The sequence below is a fragment of the Klebsiella oxytoca NBRC 105695 genome, assembly GCF_001598695.1.
In the GTDB taxonomy this organism is placed as follows: Bacteria; Pseudomonadota; Gammaproteobacteria; order Enterobacterales; family Enterobacteriaceae; genus Klebsiella; species Klebsiella oxytoca.
In genome coordinates this window covers 81,436-99,785 of sequence record NZ_BCZK01000019.1, presented here as the reverse complement: position 1 = coordinate 99,785, position 18,350 = coordinate 81,436, and the positions used below count along the sequence as shown (strand labels likewise).

The following is an 18,350-nucleotide window of genomic DNA, read 5'->3' as shown; positions in this document are numbered from 1 at the left end:
TTAAGTAGTAAGCCGGTGCATAAATCCGGTGGTTACAGAAGTATTCGGTGGAGCGGTAGTTCAGTCGGTTAGAATACCTGCCTGTCACGCAGGGGGTCGCGGGTTCGAGTCCCGTCCGTTCCGCCACTTATTAAAAAAATTAAGCCTGCTGATTAAGCAGGCTTAATGATAAGAAACTTTAGGGGCGTAGCTCAGTTGGTAGAGCACCGGTCTCCAAAACCGGGTGTCGCGAGTTCGAGTCTCTCCGCCCCTGCCATATAATAATCCTTTGCTCAGGCAAAGGATTTTTTTTGCTTTAAATTTCCCTTCATTCATCCTCCGTCCCTGGAGGAGTCATCCTATTCTACTATGCTGTGCTTCAGGATCTCACGGATTTGCGCTTGCTTATCGCTGTTCTGTAGCCAAATCGCATAAAGAGGCCTTGAAAGCGTCACGCTGTCAGTGACAGTATGCAGGTTATTTTTTTCCTGCGCCCAGAGCACAGGCAACCACGTGCAGCCGTTAAGCGCGCTGAGCTGCTGATACGCTAATTCGGCAGAACTGGTGGTCAGGAGAGGAATATCATCATTTCCGATCAATCCCGCTTCATTTTGTTGAAAGTCAGGACCCCATTCCAGGCGCAAATAATTCAATTCATTTGTATTTTTAGCCGGCGAGGCGCAATAAAGCGCTAAGGTAAAATTACCCAGCAACTGGCTGCTTAGTTCATCCATCTTCGGCGATTCTGTCGTGATCAGTAGATCAAGCTGACGTTCGTGCAGCTGTTTGACCAACGATTGCCTCTGCGCGATTCGCGCCTCAAATTGTAGGTTATAGGGCTCTGTATAGAGCTTTCCTAACCACTCGTTAAGCAGGCATTCCCATAGCGAAGCGCTGGCTCCGATTGAAAATTCGTTATGCCGGGAGGCATTTGCGACCTCCTTGCGCGCAGCTTGCCAGGTGTTCATCAGGGTTTCGGCATAAGGCAGCAGTTTCTCTCCGGCTGAAGTCAGGCGGATATTATTGCGATGGCGGGTAAAAAGATTCACCCCCAGCTGGTTCTCCAGCTGACGAATACGAAAGCTAACTGCTGACTGCGTCAGATAAAGCGCCTCTGCGGCTCGGCCAAAGTGGCGAGTTCTGCTCACCTCGAGGAAAGTCTTGAGCAATTCCGTATCCACACTCTTCTCCGCAAAATTATTTGTCGTGATGATTTAAATGTTTTGTTTGACGCTCTGTCAAGCGTAACTAATACTCCGCGCCATAAATAGCTCGGCCAAAGAATCAGGAGCGTGTAGGATGGCGGAAAGCTTTACGACAACTAATCGTTTTTTCGACAATAAAAATTATCCGCGCGGGTTTTCCCGTCATGGAGATTTCACCATCAAAGAGGCGCAACTGCTGGAACGTCATGGTTATGCCTTTAATGAACTCGAACTAGGTAAACGCGAGCCTGTCACCGACGATGAAAAACAGTTTGTTTCGGTCTGCCGTGGTGAACGTGAGCCCGCAACGGAAGCAGAACGCGTCTGGATCAAGTACATGGCGCGCATTAAGCGTCCGAAGCGTTTCCATACTCTTTCCGGCGGCAAGCCGCAGGTGGAAGGCACGGAAGATTACACGGAAAGCGATGATTAAGAAAAAGGGCGTAAGCCCTTTTTTTACGTCATCATTTTTTGCAGATGGCTCAACATTCTGTCTATTGCCCGATAGCCAAGAGCCTCCTGCAAATGACGGCGTTCAATACGATCGACCTTCTCAATATCGGCAATCGTGCGTGAAACTTTAAGCAGGCGCTGCCAGGCCCGGATTGAGAGCCCCAGTTGCGTAAGCGTCTGCTCCAGCCAGATTGCGTCATCTTGATGAAGCTGGCACCAGATTTTCATCTCATTATTCCCCAGATTTGCATTGAGTTTTTTCTGTCGTGACAGTTGCCTTTCGTGCGCAGCCAAAACGCGTTGGCGTACGCAGGCGCTGCTCTCTTCTTCGTTTGTTCCCCGGCTAAGCACCCCCGGCGGCGGCAGAGGAATTTCCAGTGAGAGATCGAAACGGTCAAGAAATGGGCCAGATAAACGGGCCAGGTAGCGTAGCGTCTGTTCTGGAGATGCGCGATTATGCTGACCCTGATAGTGGCCCGTGGGGCTGGGATTCATTGCTGCAATAAGCTGAAAACGGGCGGGATAATCGATTTTCGCGCGCGTGCGGGAGATATGGATTACCCCGGATTCAATCGGTTCTCTTAATGCATCCAGAACCCTGCGTTCAAATTCGGGCAGCTCATCCAGGAACAGCACGCCATTATGAGCGAGAGAGATCTCTCCCGGTGTTGGAATAGAGCCGCCACCCACCATCGCAGCCAGGGACGCGCTATGATGCGGAGCTCGAAATGGCCTGCGGCGCCAGTTTTTCATCGCATAACTGGAATTGACCAGGCTAAGTATTGCCGCGCTTTCCAGCGCTTCCTGGTTACTCAGCGGCGGTAGTAGCCCAGGCAGCCGACTCGCAAGCATCGTTTTCCCTGTGCCGGGTGGGCCTATCATCAGCAGGTTATGTCCGCCTGCAGCGATAATTTCCAGCGCTCGCTTTCCTTGCTGCTGACCAATAACCTCGCGCAAGTCTAATGAAGACTCATCTGAGCTCTCCGCTTCCGGAATGGGATGATTTAGCGGGTTTTTTCCCTCCAGAAAGGCGCAGACCTCCTGAAGATGGGCGGCGATAAGACAGTCACTGCCGCCGATTAAACCCACCTCAGGAGAATTCTCATGAGAGACAATAATCTTTCTGCCCGCTCTTATCGCCTCCATCGCGCTGGATATAGCCCCAGGAACGCCACGTAGAGCGCCTGTAAGCGCCAGCTCGCCGACAAACTCGTATTGATTTAGCCTGGGAGCATTTAGCTGCTCAGAGGCCACCAGAAGCGCGAGAGCGATAGGTAAATCATATCTTCCCCCTTCTTTTGGCAAATCGGCTGGCGCCAGATTGATGGTGATTTTTTTCGCCGGCCAGGCGTAGCCGCTGTTGATAATCGCACTACGTACCCGGTCACGCGCTTCTCTGACCGTTGTTTCAGGCAACCCTACCATCGTCAGGCCAGGGAGTCCGTTGCTGATATGAACTTCAACTGTGATAAGGGGGGCGCCGATCCCAAGAGCGGCGCGGGTGTAAACAATGGCGAGTGACATAAAACCTCCTGAGAGCCGGCATTATGTCGGGGATTTTTTGTCGGGTAATTCAGCAATTTTAAATTTCAGGCGTTCGCTTCCAGCCAATTTTCCGTGAATTGCCGCTTTGCACTCGTTGCGGATACAGACTCGCAAAACATTGTTATCAGCCAGCGATGCGAGAAAAAGCTGTGGCGCTCGCCACAAATTGAAATATTTTCATTTCCTGTTTTTCCTATTAAAAACAATTGTTTTTTCGTAAATGGTTAGCAAGGTAAGAAATAGGGTCATAAAAAAATCTTGTATTTAATGCGATGTCTGTGGTACCTCTTTAGGTATTCCTTCGAACATGAAGCCAGAAAGAACATAAAATGACAGCCCTTCTACGAGTGATTAGCCTGGTCGTGATTAGCGTGGTGGTGATTATTATCCCACCGTGCGGGGCTGCACTTGGACGAGGAAAGGCTTAAAAAACAAGCCTTAACGAACTAAGACCCCCGCACCGAAAGGTCCGGGGGTTTTTTTATAACTTAAAAACAGAAAAGAGGAGCAGATGATGGTTGGCAGCATAAAATTCTGTTTCTCTCGATCTACGACGGGGAAGTAACTATGAATGGGGCGCGGTGGGTGGTACATGCTTTGCGAGCACAGGGTGTCGATACTGTTTTTGGCTATCCGGGTGGCGCAATTATGCCGGTTTACGATGCATTGTATGACGGCGGCGTGGAACACTTACTGTGCCGGCATGAACAAGGCGCAGCCATGGCGGCTATCGGCTATGCCCGGGCTACTGGCAAAACCGGCGTATGTATTGCGACGTCAGGACCGGGCGCAACCAACCTGATTACCGGCCTCGCCGACGCGCTGTTGGATTCCGTTCCCGTCGTTGCCATCACCGGCCAGGTTGCCGCTCCGTTCATTGGTACTGATGCATTCCAGGAAGTGGATGTTCTCGGTTTATCGCTGGCATGCACTAAGCATAGTTTTCTGGTGCAGTCGCTGGAAGAGCTGCCGCGCGTCATTGCCGAAGCATTCCATGTGGCAAACTCAGGGCGCCCCGGCCCGGTACTGGTCGATATCCCCAAAGACATCCAGCTGGCTCAGGGCGATCTCGATCCGCATTTCTCCATGGTAGCCGATGACGTTGACTTCCCATATGCGGATATCGAATACGCTTTGCAGATGTTGACTCAGGCGCAGAAGCCGATGCTCTACGTTGGCGGCGGCGTGGGTATGGCGCAGGCGGTACCGGCGCTGCGTGAATTTCTTGCCGTCACGCAGATGCCGGCAACGTCTACCCTGAAAGGGCTGGGCGTGGTGGCAGCTGATTATCCATACTATCTGGGCATGCTGGGGATGCATGGAACTAAAGCGGCCAATCTGGCGGTGCAGGAGTGCGATCTGTTGATTGCCGTAGGCGCTCGCTTTGACGATCGCGTGACCGGCAAGCTGAATACGTTCGCCCCGCACGCCAAAGTTATCCATATGGATATCGATCCGGCAGAACTGAACAAGCTCCGTCAGGCGCATATTGGCCTGACTGGCGACTTGAACGTGATGCTGCCGGCGTTGCAACAGCCGCTGTCCATCGACGCCTGGCGTCAACGTAATGCTCAGCTGCGCGCCGAGCACGCGTGGCGCTACGATCATCCGGGCGAGGCCATCTATGCTCCATTGCTGCTGAAGCAACTTTCCGAGCGCAAACCAGCAGATTGCGTCGTGACCACCGATGTGGGCCAGCATCAGATGTGGTCAGCGCAGCATATGACCTATACGCGTCCGGAGAATTTCATCACTTCCAGTGGATTAGGGACCATGGGCTTTGGCCTGCCGGCAGCAGTGGGCGCGCAGGTGGCCCGTCCTGATGATACGGTAATCTGTATCTCCGGTGACGGCTCCTTCATGATGAACGTGCAGGAGCTGGGCACCGTAAAACGCAAGCAGTTGCCGCTGAAGATAGTGTTACTGGATAACCAGCGTTTAGGAATGGTTCGACAATGGCAGCAGCTGTTTTTCCAGGAACGTTATAGCGAAACCACCCTTACCGATAATCCCGATTTTCTTACTCTGGCCAGCGCCTTCGGCATTTCTGGTCAACACATCACCCGTAAAGACCAGGTTGAAGCGGCACTCGACACCATGCTTTCGAGCCAGGGGCCTTACCTGCTTCATGTCTCAATCGACGAACTTGAGAACGTCTGGCCGTTGGTGCCGCCCGGTGCCAGTAATGCAGAAATGCTGGAGAAATTATCATGATGCAACATCAGGTCGCCTTGCAGGCTCGCTTTAATCCAGAAACCTTAGAACGCGTGCTGCGCGTCGTGCGTCATCGCGGGTTCCAGATTTGCGCGATGAATATGGAAACCGCCGCCGATGCCCGGAATATTAATATCGAACTGACCGTTGCCAGCCAGCGGCCCGTCGAATTACTGTTTAGTCAATTAAGCAAACTGGTGGACGTCGCCTGCGTCGAGATCCAGCAACCTACATCACAACAAATTCGCGCCTGAGCGCAAAGGAAGAATAATGACGACGAAAAAAGCTGATTACATTTGGTTCAATGGCGAGATGGTTCCGTGGGGAGAGGCGAAAGTTCACGTGATGTCCCATGCGCTGCACTACGGGACTTCCGTATTTGAAGGCATCCGTTGCTACGACTCTCACAAGGGGCCGGTTGTGTTCCGTCACCGTGAACATATGCAGCGTCTGCATGACTCAGCCAAAATTTATCGTTTCCCGGTTTCGCAAAGCGTTGATGAGCTGATGGAAGCCTGCCGTGAAGTCATTCGTAAAAACAATCTGACCAGCGCCTATATTCGCCCGTTAGTTTTTGTCGGCGACGTGGGCATGGGCGTCAACCCGCCTCCGGGCTATAACACTGACGTGATCATCGCGGCGTTCCCGTGGGGCGCCTACCTGGGTGCCGAAGCTCTGGATCAGGGGATCGATGCGATGGTTTCTTCCTGGAATCGCGCAGCGCCGAACACCATTCCGACCGCGGCCAAAGCCGGCGGTAACTATCTCTCTTCGCTGCTGGTCGGCAGCGAAGCGCGTCGTCATGGCTATCAGGAAGGTATCGCGCTGGACGTGAACGGCTATATCTCTGAAGGCGCCGGTGAAAACCTGTTTGAAGTGAAGGATGGCGTGCTGTTTACCCCGCCGTTCACCTCCTCCGCGCTGCCGGGCATCACCCGCGACGCGATCATCAAACTGGCGAAAGAACTGGGTCTGGAAGTGCGCGAACAGGTATTGTCTCGTGAGTCGCTGTATCTGGCCGACGAAGTATTTATGTCCGGCACGGCTGCAGAGATTACGCCGGTGCGCAGCGTTGATGGTATTCAGGTGGGCGAAGGTCGCTGCGGCCCGGTCACCAAACGCATTCAGCAAGCATTCTTTGGCCTCTTCACCGGTGAAACCGAGGATAAATGGGGCTGGTTGGATCAGGTTAATAACTAAGTATAAAAAGATGGGGCGGCACGCAACGCCCCATTTAACAGACACTGGGAGTAACTAAAGCATGCCTAAGTACCGTTCCGCCACAACCACTCACGGCCGTAATATGGCGGGTGCCCGCGCGCTGTGGCGCGCCACTGGAATGACCGACGATGATTTCGGTAAGCCGATTATCGCCGTGGTGAACTCTTTCACCCAGTTCGTGCCGGGGCACGTTCACCTGCGCGATCTCGGCAAGCTGGTTGCTGAGCAAATTGAAGCCGCTGGCGGCGTCGCTAAAGAATTCAACACCATTGCGGTGGATGACGGGATCGCGATGGGGCACGGGGGTATGCTTTATTCACTGCCATCCCGCGAACTGATCGCTGACTCGGTGGAGTACATGGTTAACGCCCACTGTGCTGATGCGATGGTCTGTATCTCCAACTGCGATAAAATCACTCCCGGGATGTTAATGGCGTCTCTGCGCCTGAATATTCCGGTAATTTTTGTTTCCGGTGGCCCTATGGAAGCCGGGAAAACCAAACTGTCCGATCAAATCATTAAACTCGACCTGGTCGATGCGATGATTCAGGGCGCTGACCCGAAAGTCTCTGACGATCAGAGTAATCAGGTTGAACGCTCCGCTTGCCCGACCTGCGGTTCCTGTTCCGGGATGTTCACCGCCAACTCCATGAACTGCCTGACCGAAGCGCTGGGCCTGTCGCAGCCGGGTAACGGCTCGCTGCTGGCGACTCACGCCGATCGTAAACAGCTGTTCCTCAATGCGGGTTCGCGTATCGTCGAGCTGACTAAGCGTTACTACGAGCAGGACGACGCTTCTGCGCTGCCGCGTAATATCGCCAGCAAAGCGGCGTTTGAAAACGCCATGACGCTGGATATCGCCATGGGCGGTTCCACCAATACCGTCCTGCATCTGCTGGCGGCAGCGCAGGAGGCGGAAATCGACTTCACCATGAGCGATATCGATAAGCTTTCACGCAAAGTACCGCAGCTGTGTAAGGTGGCGCCAAGTACGCAGAAATATCATATGGAAGACGTGCACCGCGCGGGCGGCGTATTGGGTATTTTAGGCGAGCTGGATCGTGCCGGACTGCTGAACCGCGATGTGAAGAACGTGCTAGGTTTGACCCTGCCGCAGACGCTGGAGCAGTACGATATCACCGTCACGCAGGATGAAGCGGTTAAAAAGATGTTCCGCGCCGGGCCAGCGGGTATCCGCACGACGCAGGCTTTCTCTCAGGATTGCCGCTGGGACAGCCTGGATGACGATCGCGCAGAAGGCTGTATCCGCTCGCTGGAACACGCTTATAGCAAGGACGGCGGTCTGGCCGTTCTGTACGGCAACTTTGCCGAAAATGGCTGCATCGTGAAAACTGCTGGCGTAGACGATAGTATCCTGAAATTCACCGGCCCGGCTAAAGTTTACGAAAGCCAGGACGCGGCCGTGGATGCCATCCTCGGCGGTAAAGTGGTTGCGGGTGATGTGGTAGTTATTCGCTATGAAGGTCCGAAAGGCGGACCGGGGATGCAGGAAATGCTCTATCCGACCACCTTCCTGAAATCCATGGGGCTGGGTAAAGCCTGCGCGCTGATAACCGACGGTCGCTTCTCCGGCGGTACTTCAGGCCTCTCCATCGGTCACGTTTCTCCGGAAGCCGCCAGCGGCGGCAATATCGCGATCATTGAAGATGGCGACATGATCGCCATTGATATCCCAAATCGCGGTATTCAGCTGCAGCTGAGCGATGCTGAGATCGCGGCGCGCCGTGAAGCTCAGGAAGCACGCGGTGATAAAGCCTGGACGCCGAAAGATCGCGAGCGTCAGGTTTCCTTTGCCCTTCGCGCCTACGCCAGCCTGGCAACCAGCGCCGACAAAGGCGCGGTGCGCGATAAATCGAAACTTGGGGGTTAATGATGGCCGAGTCGCAACCCCTGTCCGCCGCCCCTGAGGGGGCGGAATACCTCAGAGCCGTACTGCGCGCGCCGGTGTACGAAGCCGCGCAGATTACGCCGCTGCAAAAAATGGAAAAGCTCTCGTCGCGCCTCGATAACGTTGTGCTGGTGAAGCGTGAAGATCGTCAGCCGGTGCACAGCTTTAAGCTGCGCGGGGCGTACGCGATGATGGCCGGGCTGACGGAAGAGCAAAAATCGCACGGCGTGATCACCGCTTCGGCGGGTAATCATGCGCAGGGCGTGGCTTTCTCCGCCTCTCGCCTGGGCGTGAAGGCGCTGATCGTCATGCCAACCGCCACCGCGGATATCAAGGTCGATGCGGTGCGCGGCTTCGGTGGTGAAGTGCTGCTGCACGGCGCGAACTTCGATGAAGCCAAAGCCAAAGCTATTGAGCTGGCGCAGCAGCAGGGATTCACCTGGGTACCGCCTTTCGACCATCCGATGGTGATTGCCGGGCAGGGGACGCTGGCGCTGGAGCTGCTGCAGCAGGATGCCCATATCGACCGCGTATTCGTACCGGTTGGCGGCGGAGGTCTCGCGGCGGGCGTGGCGGTGCTGATCAAACAGCTCATGCCGCAGATTAAGGTCATTGCGGTTGAAGCTGAGGATTCTGCCTGTCTGAAAGCCGCCCTGGATGCGGGCCATCCGGTTGATTTACCCCGCGTGGGGCTATTTGCCGAAGGCGTGGCGGTTAAACGTATCGGTGATGAGACTTTCCGTCTCTGTCAGGAGTATCTCGACGACATCGTCACCGTTGATAGCGATGCCATCTGCGCGGCGATGAAAGACCTGTTTGAAGACGTGCGTGCGGTAGCAGAACCTTCCGGCGCGCTAGCGCTGGCGGGAATGAAAAAATATATCGCTCAGCATAATATTCGCGGCGAACGCCTGGCGCACGTGCTTTCCGGTGCGAACGTCAACTTCCACGGTCTGCGCTACGTTTCCGAACGCTGCGAACTGGGAGAACAACGTGAAGCGCTGCTGGCGGTCACCATTCCTGAAGAGAAGGGCAGCTTCCTCAAGTTCTGCCAGCTGCTGGGTGGCCGGTCGGTGACCGAGTTTAACTACCGCTTCGCCGATGCAAAGAATGCCTGCATTTTTGTCGGTGTGCGCCTGAGTCGCGGTCTGGAAGAGCGGAAAGAGATCCTCAATCTGCTGCATGAAGGGGGCTACAGCGTGGTGGATCTCTCCGACGACGAAATGGCCAAGCTACACGTACGCTACATGGTCGGCGGGCGACCTTCGCAGCCGTTGCAGGAACGTTTGTTCAGCTTCGAGTTCCCGGAATCGCCCGGCGCCCTGCTGAAGTTCCTGCATACGCTGGGTACCCACTGGAATATTTCACTGTTCCACTACCGCAGTCACGGTACCGATTATGGCCGCGTGCTGGCGGCATTCGAACTGGGCGATCACGAGCCTGATTTTGAAACCCGCCTGCATGAGCTGGGCTACGACTGCCACGATGAAACCCATAACCCGGCGTTCCGGTTCTTCCTGGCGGGGTAGTTATTATGATGACCGGAAGAAACCGCCTCTTCCGGTCATCTGTCAGAATGATATAAATGGCAGCATGGGTTACTTCATCACCGTCCCACGTACATACTTATCCAGCTTGTCCGATTCATAAAAGTTCATGCATTGCGCCAGCACGTTATTGGCAGTCTGAGCATGGTCAGGGTGTAATGACATCGTTAGCCGATCAAAATCTTTCGTCTCTTTGGCGACGAACGTCTGAAATGCCTTCCACACGCCGGCATTATCCAGGGCGTATCTCTCAATCATAAATGACGCATCCTGCGACGGGGCCGATCGCGCGCCTTCAGGCGTTCGGGCTTTGTAATTCGCCACCAGGCATTGCTGAAGCGCCAGATGTTTGATATCCAGCACGGTAATGCCCTTCGGTTTTGCCTGGACGGTACAACATAACACCATGGCAATGGTTAATAGCAACGTCCCTGAACGCATGTTATCTCCTTATTTTGTTTGAACGATTTCCCAGAACGCATTAATCAGCGGTTCATGCAGTCGCTTTTTGGGCGCGCAGACGCCCAGCTCAAAAGGGGTTTTTTCGTCGCTACGCTCCAGAATCATTACGCGATTGCGCACCGGCTCCGGGCTATTTTCCAGCACCACTTCCGGCAGCAGCGCGACGCCGCAGCCGAGCGCCACCATGGATACCATGGCTTCATGTCCGCCCACCGTCGCGTAAATTGATGGATTACTGATTTTATGGCGACGAAACCACAGCTCAATGCGGCGGCGCACGGGGCCCTGGTCGGCCATGATAAAGGGTACCGTTGCCCAGTCAGGCTTCTCCACCGAGACCTGGTTGCGAACCGGACAAGGCAGCGCCGGGGCGATTAGCACCACCGCCAGATTTTCCAGCATTGCGAAGGCCACCGCGCCGGGAAGCGTTTCTGGCTTACCGGCTATTGCCAGATCGGCTTCACCCGTCACCACTTTCTCCATCGCATCGGCGGCATCGCCGGTGGTGAGCTTAATTTCCACCGAAGGGTGCTCGGCGCGAAAGCGATCGAGTATGGGAGGCAGGTGGCTGTAGGCGGCGGTTACCGAGCAGAAGATATGCAGCTCCCCCGACAGCGACGGCCCTTGCTGATCGATAGTGTGGCGCAGCTGCTGATACTGCAGCAGCGTCTGCTGGGCAAACGTTCGTAGCTCTTCTCCCGCTTCGGTAAGCGTCACCGTGCGGTTATCGCGGACAAACAGCGGCTGCCCGAGGTCTTCTTCCAGGCGCTGAATTTGCCGGGACAGTGTGGAAGGGCTGACGTGCATTGCCCGCGCGCTGCGGCCAAAATGGCGGCTTTCCGCCAGATGCAGGAAGGTTTTTAGATCGCGTAAATCCACCGGCGGCACTCCACGATTTTACATTGCAGAAATTGCAACGTGACGTTGTGAATATATCAATTTCCGCAATAAATTTCCTGTTGTAATGTGGGTACATTCTCGCTGAACCGCGAACCGAACAAAATAAGACACACAACATCACGAGGTATCACCATGGCTAACTACTTTAATACACTGAACCTGCGCCAGCAGCTGGCGCAGCTGGGCAAATGTCGCTTTATGAGTCGCGACGAATTCGCCGATGGCGCAAGCTACCTTCAGGGTAAAAAAGTGGTCATCGTCGGCTGTGGCGCTCAGGGTCTGAACCAGGGCCTGAACATGCGCGACTCCGGTCTCGATATCTCCTATGCGCTGCGTAAAGAAGCGATCGCCGAGAAGCGCGCATCGTGGCGTAAAGCGACCGAAAACGGCTTCAAAGTGGGTACCTACGAAGAGCTGATCCCGCAGGCTGACCTGGTGGTTAACCTGACGCCGGACAAGCAGCACTCTGACGTTGTGCGTTCCGTTCAGCCGCTGATGAAAGACGGCGCGGCGCTGGGCTACTCTCACGGTTTCAACATCGTGGAAGTGGGTGAGCAGATCCGTAAGGATATCACCGTTGTGATGGTAGCGCCGAAGTGTCCGGGTACCGAAGTGCGCGAAGAGTACAAACGTGGTTTTGGCGTACCGACTCTGATCGCGGTTCACCCGGAAAACGATCCGAAAGGCGAAGGCATGGCCATCGCTAAAGCCTGGGCTGCGGCCACCGGCGGTCACCGTGCGGGCGTTCTTGAGTCTTCCTTCGTGGCGGAAGTGAAATCCGACCTGATGGGCGAACAGACCATTCTGTGCGGTATGCTGCAGGCTGGCTCTCTGCTGTGCTTCGACAAGCTGGTGGAAGAAGGTACCGACCCGGCATACGCTGAGAAACTGATTCAGTTCGGCTGGGAAACCATCACCGAAGCGCTGAAGCAGGGCGGTATCACCCTGATGATGGATCGCCTGTCTAATCCGGCTAAGCTGCGTGCTTACGCGCTGTCCGAACAGCTGAAAGAAATTATGGCGCCGCTGTTCCAGAAACATATGGATGACATCATCTCCGGTGAATTCTCCTCCGGTATGATGGCTGACTGGGCCAACGACGATAAAAAACTGCTGACCTGGCGTGAAGAGACCGGTAAAACCGCGTTCGAAACCGCGCCGCAGTTTGAAGGTAAAATCGGCGAGCAGGAGTACTTCGATAAAGGCGTTCTGATGATCGCGATGGTGAAAGCAGGCGTTGAGCTGGCGTTCGAAACCATGGTCGATTCCGGCATCATCGAAGAGTCAGCTTACTATGAATCGCTGCACGAGCTGCCGCTGATCGCCAACACCATCGCCCGTAAGCGCCTGTACGAAATGAACGTGGTTATCTCCGATACCGCAGAATACGGTAACTACCTGTTCTCTTACGCTTGCGTACCGCTGCTGAAAGAGTTCATGACTACCCTGCAGACCGGCGACCTGGGCAAAGCGATTGCCGAAGGCGCGGTAGATAACGCTCAGCTGCGCGACGTGAACGAAGCTATTCGCAGCCACGCTATCGAGCAGGTTGGTAAGAAACTGCGCGGCTATATGACCGATATGAAACGTATTGCGGTAGCGGGCTAATTCCCCGTCGCCTTTCAACTTGCAGATGCGTTGGCTGCGTTCGTACACCCCAGTCACATAGTTATCTATGTGACTGGGGCTGTACTCACTTGCCGCCTTCCTGCAAGCTGAAATCCTTAGGGGAAAGCTGTGAGATAAAAAACCGGTGCAAATAAGACACCGGTTTTTTTATTTGCGGTACAGCACCTTGATGATGTGATAACCAAACTGAGTGTGCAGCGGGCCGGTTGGCTCCAGCTCCGGGCAGGAGAAGACGACTTTATCAAACGCCGGCACCATCTGACCCTGGCGGAATTCACCTAAATCGCCGCCGCGTTTGCCTGACGGGCAGATCGAGTGCTTCTTCGCCAGTTTGCCGAAATCGGCGCCGTTTTTAATTTGCTCCAGAAGATCCAGTGCCAGCTTCTCTTCTTTAACCAGGATATGCAGTGCTGCTGCCGTTTTTGCCATGATCGTACCTTGAGTGAATGGGGGATAAATCAGGGCGCAATAGTAGCATGGGCTAGCGGCGATAGAGCACCTTAATGATGTGGTAGCCGAACTTGGTTTTGACCGGTCCATATGGCTTGAGCAGCGGGCAGCTGAAGACCGCTTTATCAAACGGCCCGACCATAACGCCTTGATTAAACTCCCCAAGATCGCCGCCGTTGCGTCCTGATGGACATTTCGAATAGCGCTTTGCCAGGTGATCGAAGCTGACGCCACGTTCCAGTTTGGCGAGGATCTCGTGCGCCAGTTTCTCTTCTTTAACCAGGATGTGCAGGGCTGCTGCGCTTTTTGCCATTATGGTGTTCTCAGTCGCAAAGATATCCCGTTACTTTACCACCCGCTTTAGCCGTGGACCTATACTCTTCGCCATCGCGGGACAGATGTCTCGCCTGATAAACGGAAGCGGGAGATGAGCAACACTTTTATCCGGCGTATTCCCTCTGGTCAGGGACAGCCGTCCTGTCCTTATAGTCCTGGAGCGAGATAACATGGATACAATGAAAAAACCTGAATTTTCAGTTGGCTGGCTTTCGGGGCTGAGTGAGATCGTGAGCGATCCACAGCTCTATGAATTACTAAAATATTGTCCCCTCGAGATCATGCAGCGCTGGCGCTTCGAAGAGATCCCGCGCGGCGATTTTATCTGTCGACAGGGGGAGGTGTGTCAGCGCTTTTCGCTGATTATCGCCGGTGAGGTGGATGTTTTCTACGAGGCTGAAGATGGGCGCCGCTATCGCCAGGCCCGCTACCGAAAAGGCGATATGGTGGGCGAGCTCGAGATCTTTGAGTCGCGTCAGTACATCTGCTCGGTGGCGGCGGTGGGACATGTGCAGCTTCTCAGCCTGTCACAGGAATATTTCTGCCGCTGGCTGGCGTTAGATAACCATTTTAACCAGCGGATGCTGCGCTTCTTTAGCCAGCAATATTACCAGCTGTCGAAAAAGGCCAGCAGCGACAATCTTTATTCGTTGCATCAGCGGGTGTGCCAGGCCCTATGGCTGCGTTATCAGCAGGATGGCGCCAATGAAATCTTGCTGGATAAGCAGAATCTCAGCCAGGAATTTGCGGCGACGACCCGCAGTATTAACCGTATTTTGCATGATCTGAAAGCGCTACAAATTATTGATACCGATGGTGAACGCATTGTGTTGTTAGCTCCTGAAAAACTTAAACAGGAGGCTGATATCGGATAACCGCAAGAGTGAAGGAGGCGCGAGTATGTCGCTGCAACCCCATATCCAGTTAAACAAAGAGATGACCGGCGCGCGGTACGCGCTGCTGCCGGGCGACCCCCAGAGGGTCGACCGTATCGTCAGTTTTCTTGATAATCCCGAGCCGCTCGGTCAGAACCGGGAGTTTCGCGCCGCACGCGGCTGGTATCAGGGCGTGGAAATTTTGGTGCTCTCCACCGGAATCGGCGGCCCCTCCACTGCGATCGCCATTGAAGAGCTGCGCCAGATCGGCGTTACGACCCTGATTCGTATCGGCAGCTGCGGCGCCCTGCAGGATAATCTTGCGCTCGGCGACGTAATTATCGCCCACGGCGCGGTTATGGATGACGGCACCAGCCGAACCTATGCGCCGGCAGGCTATCCGGCCTGCGCCGACCCGCAGCTGACCTGGGAGCTGATGGCGCAGGCGCGGCAAATGAATATCCCCGCCGCGTGCGGACTGGTGCGCAGCCATGACAGTTTTTATACCGATCGCGAGGCGGAGCTGGATGCACAGTGGTCGGCGCTTGGCATTCTGGGGGCGGATATGGAAAGCGCCGCCCTGATGACCATCGGCGCGCTGCGCGGGTTACGTACAGCCTCATTGCTCAACGTAGTGGTTGCCCACAACGGTTGCCTGGATAGCAGTATCAATGATTATGTTCAGCAGGAGGCTCTGTGCCAGCAGGGCGAAGAACGGCAAATTACTCTGGCGCTGCGCGCCATTTATTCCGCTAGCCAGCAAGGAGGTTTATGATGGACTTTTTTAGCATTAACAATGTGATGGTCAATATTCCTCTCGGCGAAGGCGGCTATGCGCTATCGTGGATTGAAGCCATCGGTACCGTATTCGGCCTGCTGTGCATCTGGTGCGCAAGCCGGGAAAAAATCATCAATTATCTGTTTGGCCTGATTAACGTCACGCTGTTTGCGGCCATTTTCTTCCAGATTCAGCTCTATGCCAGCCTGCTGCTGCAGGTATTTTTCTTCGCCGCCAACATTTACGGCTGGTACGCATGGAGCCGGCAAAACGAGGCGCAGGAAGCTACGCTCAAGGTTCGCTGGCTTTCCCGTCAGCAAACGCTGGCGCTGGGCGCCGTTTGCGCGGTGGCGATCGTGCTGATGACGCTGTTTATCGATCCGGTGTTTGCGATGCTGACCCGCATCATGATTGCCCTGCTGCAAACGTTCGGCATGCAGGTGGCGATGCCCGACCTCCAGCCCGACGCCTTCCCGTTCTGGGATTCCACCATGCTGGTGTTGTCAATTGCCGCCATGGTACTGATGACGCGTAAGTTTGTCGAAAACTGGCTGCTGTGGGTCGTTATCGACGTGATTAGCGTGGTTATCTACGCGGTACAGGGCGTTTACGCAATGTCGCTTGAGTATGTTCTGCTGACGGCTATCGCGGTCATGGGCTCATACAGCTGGATCAAGAGCGCGCAGCGTAATGGCTATGCGCCGCTTGCCGCCGCCGGATCCTGATTTAGCGATTTACAGGCTGCCTGAAAGGGCAGCCTGTTGCTCTCTGTGCCCCTCTTTCTGCTACAATCCCCACCCCGTTCGAAGATTGAGCAAAAGACTCCCATGCGTTTAAACCCTGGCCAACAACAAGCCGTCGAATTCGTTACCGGACCGTGCCTGGTGCTGGCGGGTGCCGGTTCCGGTAAGACCCGCGTTATTACCAATAAAATCGCCCACCTGATCCGCGGCTGCGGCTATCAGGCGCGCCATATTGCGGCAGTCACCTTTACCAATAAGGCGGCGCGCGAAATGAAAGAGCGCGTCGGGCAAACGCTGGGGCGCAAAGAGGCGCGCGGGCTGATGATTTCCACCTTCCACACGCTGGGGCTGGACATTATCAAGCGCGAATACGCCGCGTTAGGGATGAAATCAAACTTCTCGCTGTTCGACGATACCGACCAGGTCGCGCTGTTAAAAGAGCTCACCGAGGGGCTGATCGAAGACGATAAAGTGGTGCTTCAGCAGCTGATCTCCACGATCTCCAACTGGAAAAACGATCTGAAAACACCTTCTCAGGCCGCCGCCGGCGCGAAGGGGGAGCGGGAGCGGATCTTCGCTCACTGCTACGGCCTGTACGATGCGCACATGAAAGCCTGCAACGTACTCGATTTCGACGATCTGATCCTCCTGCCAACGCTGCTGCTGCAGCGTAACGAAGAGGTGCGGGAACGCTGGCAGAATAAGATCCGTTATCTGCTGGTGGATGAATACCAGGACACCAATACCAGCCAGTACGAGCTGGTAAAACTGCTGGTGGGACAGCGGGCGCGCTTTACCGTGGTCGGCGATGACGATCAGTCGATCTACTCCTGGCGCGGCGCGCGGCCGCAGAATCTGGTACTGCTAAGCCAGGATTTCCCGGCGCTGCAGGTGATCAAGCTGGAGCAAAACTATCGCTCATCAGGGCGCATCCTGAAGGCGGCGAACATCCTGATCGCCAATAATCCGCACGTTTTCGAGAAGCGCCTGTTTTCCGAACTGGGCTATGGCGTAGAGCTGAAGGTGCTCTCCGCCAATAACGAAGACCATGAGGCGGAGCGCGTTGCCGGTGAACTTATCGCTCATCACTTTATTAATAAAACCGCCTATAAGGATTACGCGATCTTGTATCGCGGCAACCATCAGTCGCGGGTTTTTGAAAAGATGCTGATGCAGAACCGCATCCCGTACAAAATTTCCGGCGGCACGTCGTTCTTTTCCCGCCCGGAAATTAAAGACCTACTGGCCTATCTGCGCGTGCTGACTAACCCTGATGATGACAGCGCCTTCATGCGTATCGTCAATACGCCAAAGCGCGAGATCGGTTCGGCGACCCTGAAAAAGCTGGGCGAATGGGCGATGGGACGCAATAAAAGCATGTTTACCGCCAGCTTCGATATGGGTTTGACCCAGACGCTGAGCGGACGCGGCTACGAGTCTTTGACCCGCTTCACCCACTGGCTGCGTGAGATTCAACAGCTTTCCGAGCGCGAGCCGATTGCGGCTGTCCGCGATCTGATCCGCGGCGTGGATTATGAATCCTGGCTTTATGAGACCTCGCCCAGCCCGAAAGCCGCCGAGATGCGGATGAAAAACGTCAATACGCTGTTCACGTGGATGACCGAAATGCTCGAAGGCAGCGAGATCGACGAACCGATGACGCTTACCCAGGTCGTTACCCGCTTTACCCTCCGCGACATGATGGAGCGCGGCGAGTCGGATGAGGAGACGGATCAGGTGCAGCTAATGACGCTTCACGCATCAAAGGGGCTGGAGTTTCCCTACGTCTATCTGGTTGGTATGGAAGAGGGGCTGCTGCCGCACCAGAGCAGCATTGATGAAGACAACGTCGATGAAGAGCGTCGCCTTGCCTACGTTGGTATCACCCGCGCGCAGAAAGAGCTGACTTTTACCCTGTGCAAAGAGCGCCGTCAGTACGGCGAACTGGTGCGGCCAGAGCCGAGCCGTTTTCTGCTGGAACTGCCGCAGGATGATCTGATTTGGGAGCAGGAGCGCAAAGTTATTTCGCCGGAAGAGCGCATGCATAAAGGGCAAGCGAACGTCGCCAACATCCGGGCGATGCTGGCGAAAGCGCGTAAATAGC

The 18,350-nt window shown here is 55.0% G+C and carries 18 protein-coding genes and 2 tRNA genes; 14 read left to right on the top strand and 6 right to left on the bottom strand.

Features of this window, described 5'->3' with window-relative positions; translation table 11 throughout:
- Positions 1–49 precede the first annotated feature (49 nt).
- Positions 50–126 (top strand) — tRNA-Asp (locus tag KO1_RS24450).
- A gap of 54 nt (positions 127–180) precedes the next feature.
- A tRNA-Trp gene (locus tag KO1_RS24445) sits at positions 181–256 on the top strand.
- Positions 257–338: 82 nt separating this feature from the next.
- Here KO1_RS24445 and hdfR read toward each other — a convergent pair.
- Positions 339–1,160 (bottom strand): HTH-type transcriptional regulator HdfR, encoded by an 822-nt coding sequence (gene hdfR / locus KO1_RS24440; protein WP_024274871.1) that lies wholly within the window; start codon positions 1,158–1,160, stop codon positions 339–341.
- 118 nt (positions 1,161–1,278) lie between these two features.
- Between hdfR and KO1_RS24435 the strand changes: the two genes are divergently transcribed.
- Entirely contained in the window at positions 1,279–1,617 is a 339-nt protein-coding gene (locus KO1_RS24435; RefSeq protein ID WP_004097464.1) for a MaoP family protein, read from the top strand.
- A 23-nt stretch (positions 1,618–1,640) separates the two neighbouring features.
- Here the strand turns inward: KO1_RS24435 and KO1_RS24430 are convergent, their stop codons facing one another.
- Positions 1,641–3,161, bottom strand: coding sequence for a YifB family Mg chelatase-like AAA ATPase (locus KO1_RS24430; RefSeq protein WP_024274872.1), 1,521 nt, complete (start codon positions 3,159–3,161; stop codon positions 1,641–1,643).
- 350 nt (positions 3,162–3,511) lie between these two features.
- On the opposite strand from KO1_RS24430, the gene ilvL reads away from it, so the two are divergent.
- The 6 genes from ilvL to ilvA all read left to right on the top strand — a co-directional run bounded on the left by ilvL (position 3,512) and on the right by ilvA (position 10,055).
- Positions 3,512–3,610: an ilv operon leader peptide gene (gene ilvL, locus KO1_RS27705; RefSeq protein WP_001311244.1), complete on the top strand. Its 99-nt coding sequence runs from the start codon at positions 3,512–3,514 to the stop codon at positions 3,608–3,610.
- 139 nt (positions 3,611–3,749) lie between these two features.
- A complete protein-coding gene (gene ilvG, locus KO1_RS24425) occupies positions 3,750–5,396 on the top strand; it encodes an acetolactate synthase 2 catalytic subunit (protein ID WP_064407149.1) in 1,647 nt (548 codons plus the stop codon).
- Complete coding sequence (ilvM, locus tag KO1_RS24420) at positions 5,393–5,650, top strand: acetolactate synthase 2 small subunit (RefSeq protein WP_004107599.1); 258 nt, start codon at positions 5,393–5,395, stop codon at positions 5,648–5,650. The genes ilvG and ilvM overlap by 4 nt, the downstream gene beginning before the upstream one ends.
- A 16-nt stretch (positions 5,651–5,666) precedes the next feature.
- Positions 5,667–6,596: a branched-chain-amino-acid transaminase gene (gene ilvE / locus KO1_RS24415; RefSeq protein ID WP_004107600.1), complete on the top strand. Its 930-nt coding sequence runs from the start codon at positions 5,667–5,669 to the stop codon at positions 6,594–6,596.
- 61 nt (positions 6,597–6,657) lie between these two features.
- Positions 6,658–8,508, top strand: a complete 1,851-nt coding sequence (ilvD, locus tag KO1_RS24410) for a dihydroxy-acid dehydratase (RefSeq protein ID WP_004107602.1) — start codon at positions 6,658–6,660, stop codon at positions 8,506–8,508.
- Positions 8,509–8,510: 2 nt separating this feature from the next.
- The gene (gene ilvA / locus KO1_RS24405; protein WP_024274874.1) at positions 8,511–10,055 is read left to right on the top strand and encodes a threonine ammonia-lyase, biosynthetic; all 1,545 of its coding nucleotides are present in this window, start codon (positions 8,511–8,513) and stop codon (positions 10,053–10,055) included.
- 69 nt (positions 10,056–10,124) lie between these two features.
- Here ilvA and KO1_RS24400 read toward each other — a convergent pair whose 3' ends face one another.
- Together KO1_RS24400 and ilvY are read right to left on the bottom strand one after the other, a co-directional pair.
- The gene (locus tag KO1_RS24400) at positions 10,125–10,514 is read right to left on the bottom strand and encodes a hypothetical protein (protein WP_004107609.1); all 390 of its coding nucleotides are present in this window, start codon (positions 10,512–10,514) and stop codon (positions 10,125–10,127) included.
- A gap of 9 nt (positions 10,515–10,523) precedes the next feature.
- Positions 10,524–11,414, bottom strand: coding sequence for an HTH-type transcriptional activator IlvY (ilvY, locus tag KO1_RS24395; protein WP_004107613.1), 891 nt, complete (start codon positions 11,412–11,414; stop codon positions 10,524–10,526).
- Between the two features lie 153 nt (positions 11,415–11,567).
- Here ilvY and ilvC point away from each other — a divergent pair, with 153 nt between their 5' ends.
- Positions 11,568–13,043 carry a ketol-acid reductoisomerase gene (gene ilvC, locus KO1_RS24390; RefSeq protein WP_024274875.1) on the top strand — a complete coding sequence of 492 codons (1,476 nt, stop codon included), beginning with the start codon at positions 11,568–11,570 and terminating at the stop codon, positions 13,041–13,043.
- 168 nt (positions 13,044–13,211) lie between these two features.
- Here ilvC and ppiC (KO1_RS24385) read toward each other — a convergent pair whose 3' ends face one another.
- Complete coding sequence (ppiC, locus tag KO1_RS24385) at positions 13,212–13,493, bottom strand: peptidylprolyl isomerase PpiC (RefSeq protein WP_004107616.1); 282 nt, start codon at positions 13,491–13,493, stop codon at positions 13,212–13,214.
- A gap of 52 nt (positions 13,494–13,545) precedes the next feature.
- Positions 13,546–13,827: a peptidylprolyl isomerase PpiC gene (ppiC, locus tag KO1_RS24380; protein WP_016808199.1), complete on the bottom strand. Its 282-nt coding sequence runs from the start codon at positions 13,825–13,827 to the stop codon at positions 13,546–13,548.
- 193 nt (positions 13,828–14,020) lie between these two features.
- On the opposite strand from ppiC (KO1_RS24380), the gene KO1_RS24375 reads away from it, so the two are divergent.
- The 4 genes from KO1_RS24375 to rep all read left to right on the top strand — a co-directional run bounded on the left by KO1_RS24375 (position 14,021) and on the right by rep (position 18,349).
- The gene (locus KO1_RS24375; protein WP_004107618.1) at positions 14,021–14,725 is read left to right on the top strand and encodes a Crp/Fnr family transcriptional regulator; all 705 of its coding nucleotides are present in this window, start codon (positions 14,021–14,023) and stop codon (positions 14,723–14,725) included.
- Positions 14,726–14,750: 25 nt separating this feature from the next.
- A complete protein-coding gene (locus KO1_RS24370) occupies positions 14,751–15,500 on the top strand; it encodes a nucleoside phosphorylase (protein WP_004107619.1) in 750 nt (249 codons plus the stop codon).
- Complete coding sequence (gene pnuC, locus KO1_RS24365) at positions 15,500–16,228, top strand: nicotinamide riboside transporter PnuC (protein ID WP_017145186.1); 729 nt, start codon at positions 15,500–15,502, stop codon at positions 16,226–16,228. The genes KO1_RS24370 and pnuC overlap by 1 nt, the downstream gene beginning before the upstream one ends.
- Positions 16,229–16,330: 102 nt before the next feature.
- Positions 16,331–18,349, top strand: a complete 2,019-nt coding sequence (gene rep, locus KO1_RS24360; RefSeq protein ID WP_004107621.1) for a DNA helicase Rep — start codon at positions 16,331–16,333, stop codon at positions 18,347–18,349.
- The last annotated feature ends 1 nt before the right edge of the window (position 18,350 follow it).

Excerpts from the sequence above, each read along its gene's own strand:
- rep (WP_004107621.1), top strand. The coding sequence starts at position 16,331 with ATGCGTTTAAACCCTGGCCAACAACAAGCCGTCGAATTCGTTACCGGA.
- KO1_RS24435 (WP_004097464.1), top strand. The coding sequence starts at position 1,279 with ATGGCGGAAAGCTTTACGACAACTAATCGTTTTTTCGACAATAAAAAT.
- KO1_RS24400 (WP_004107609.1), bottom strand. The coding sequence starts at position 10,514 with ATGCGTTCAGGGACGTTGCTATTAACCATTGCCATGGTGTTATGTTGT.
- ilvD (WP_004107602.1), top strand. The coding sequence starts at position 6,658 with ATGCCTAAGTACCGTTCCGCCACAACCACTCACGGCCGTAATATGGCG.
- KO1_RS24375 (WP_004107618.1), top strand. The coding sequence starts at position 14,021 with ATGGATACAATGAAAAAACCTGAATTTTCAGTTGGCTGGCTTTCGGGG.
- pnuC (WP_017145186.1), top strand. The coding sequence starts at position 15,500 with ATGGACTTTTTTAGCATTAACAATGTGATGGTCAATATTCCTCTCGGC.
- KO1_RS24370 (WP_004107619.1), top strand. The coding sequence starts at position 14,751 with ATGTCGCTGCAACCCCATATCCAGTTAAACAAAGAGATGACCGGCGCG.
- ppiC (WP_016808199.1), bottom strand. The coding sequence starts at position 13,827 with ATGGCAAAAAGCGCAGCAGCCCTGCACATCCTGGTTAAAGAAGAGAAA.
- ilvC (WP_024274875.1), top strand. The coding sequence starts at position 11,568 with ATGGCTAACTACTTTAATACACTGAACCTGCGCCAGCAGCTGGCGCAG.
- ilvE (WP_004107600.1), top strand. The coding sequence starts at position 5,667 with ATGACGACGAAAAAAGCTGATTACATTTGGTTCAATGGCGAGATGGTT.
- KO1_RS24430 (WP_024274872.1), bottom strand. The coding sequence starts at position 3,161 with ATGTCACTCGCCATTGTTTACACCCGCGCCGCTCTTGGGATCGGCGCC.
- ilvL (WP_001311244.1), top strand. The coding sequence starts at position 3,512 with ATGACAGCCCTTCTACGAGTGATTAGCCTGGTCGTGATTAGCGTGGTG.
- ilvG (WP_064407149.1), top strand. The coding sequence starts at position 3,750 with ATGAATGGGGCGCGGTGGGTGGTACATGCTTTGCGAGCACAGGGTGTC.
- ilvM (WP_004107599.1), top strand. The coding sequence starts at position 5,393 with ATGATGCAACATCAGGTCGCCTTGCAGGCTCGCTTTAATCCAGAAACC.
- ppiC (WP_004107616.1), bottom strand. The coding sequence starts at position 13,493 with ATGGCAAAAACGGCAGCAGCACTGCATATCCTGGTTAAAGAAGAGAAG.
- ilvA (WP_024274874.1), top strand. The coding sequence starts at position 8,511 with ATGGCCGAGTCGCAACCCCTGTCCGCCGCCCCTGAGGGGGCGGAATAC.